The organism is Bartonella sp. AP20NXHL, assembly GCF_042196165.1.
Lineage (GTDB): Bacteria > Pseudomonadota > Alphaproteobacteria > Rhizobiales > Rhizobiaceae > Bartonella.
In genome coordinates this window covers 1-637 of record NZ_JBHIPV010000109.1, presented here as the reverse complement: position 1 = coordinate 637, position 637 = coordinate 1, and the positions used below count along the sequence as shown (strand labels likewise).

The 637-nt window shown below is 43.2% G+C and carries 1 pseudogene; it reads left to right on the top strand.

From position 1 onward, the window contains the following. Nucleotides 1-637 (top strand): annotated as a pseudogene (locus ACFILL_RS09475) (hypothetical protein); the annotation flags it as partial.

Here is a 637-nt window from a genome sequence, read left to right as displayed (position 1 = left end):
CTTCTTTCACGGATTTACATAAAGAGATTACCAATGAAATTAGCACTGCTCAGGCTGATGCGTTGTTGTGGGATAAGTCCAAGGGTGCGTTTGTAGCGACGCATGGTGAAGAGAATGCAAGCAGCAAGATAACATCGCTTTCCAATGGGTCTATAACTAAAGACTCAAGTGATGCTGTAGCGGGTAATCAGCTATATGCTCTAGGTGATAAAGTTGCGCAGTCTTTAGGTGGTGGCGCTAGTTATGAGAATGGAACTTGGAGTGCGCCTACATTCACGGTTAAGAGCTTTAAAGCGGATGGGGTAACAGAAGATAAAGAATATAGTACTGTTGCGTCTGCCTTTGCTGGTGTTGGAGATTCATTCGATAAAGTTAAAGATAAGTTCAGTAATATTAAGGATGAAATTACCAAAGAGATTGAAAAGGACATCACCACTGTTCAAGGCGATGCGTTGTTTTGGGATAAGTCCAAAGGTGCGTTTGTAGCGACGCATGGTGAAGAGAAGACAAACAGCAAGATAACATCGCTTACCAATGGAGACATTAGTGCTACTTCAAGCGATGCTGTAGCGGGTAACCAGCTATATGCTCTAGGGAGCGGTGTTGCGCAATCTTTAGGTGGTAAAGCTAAGTATGA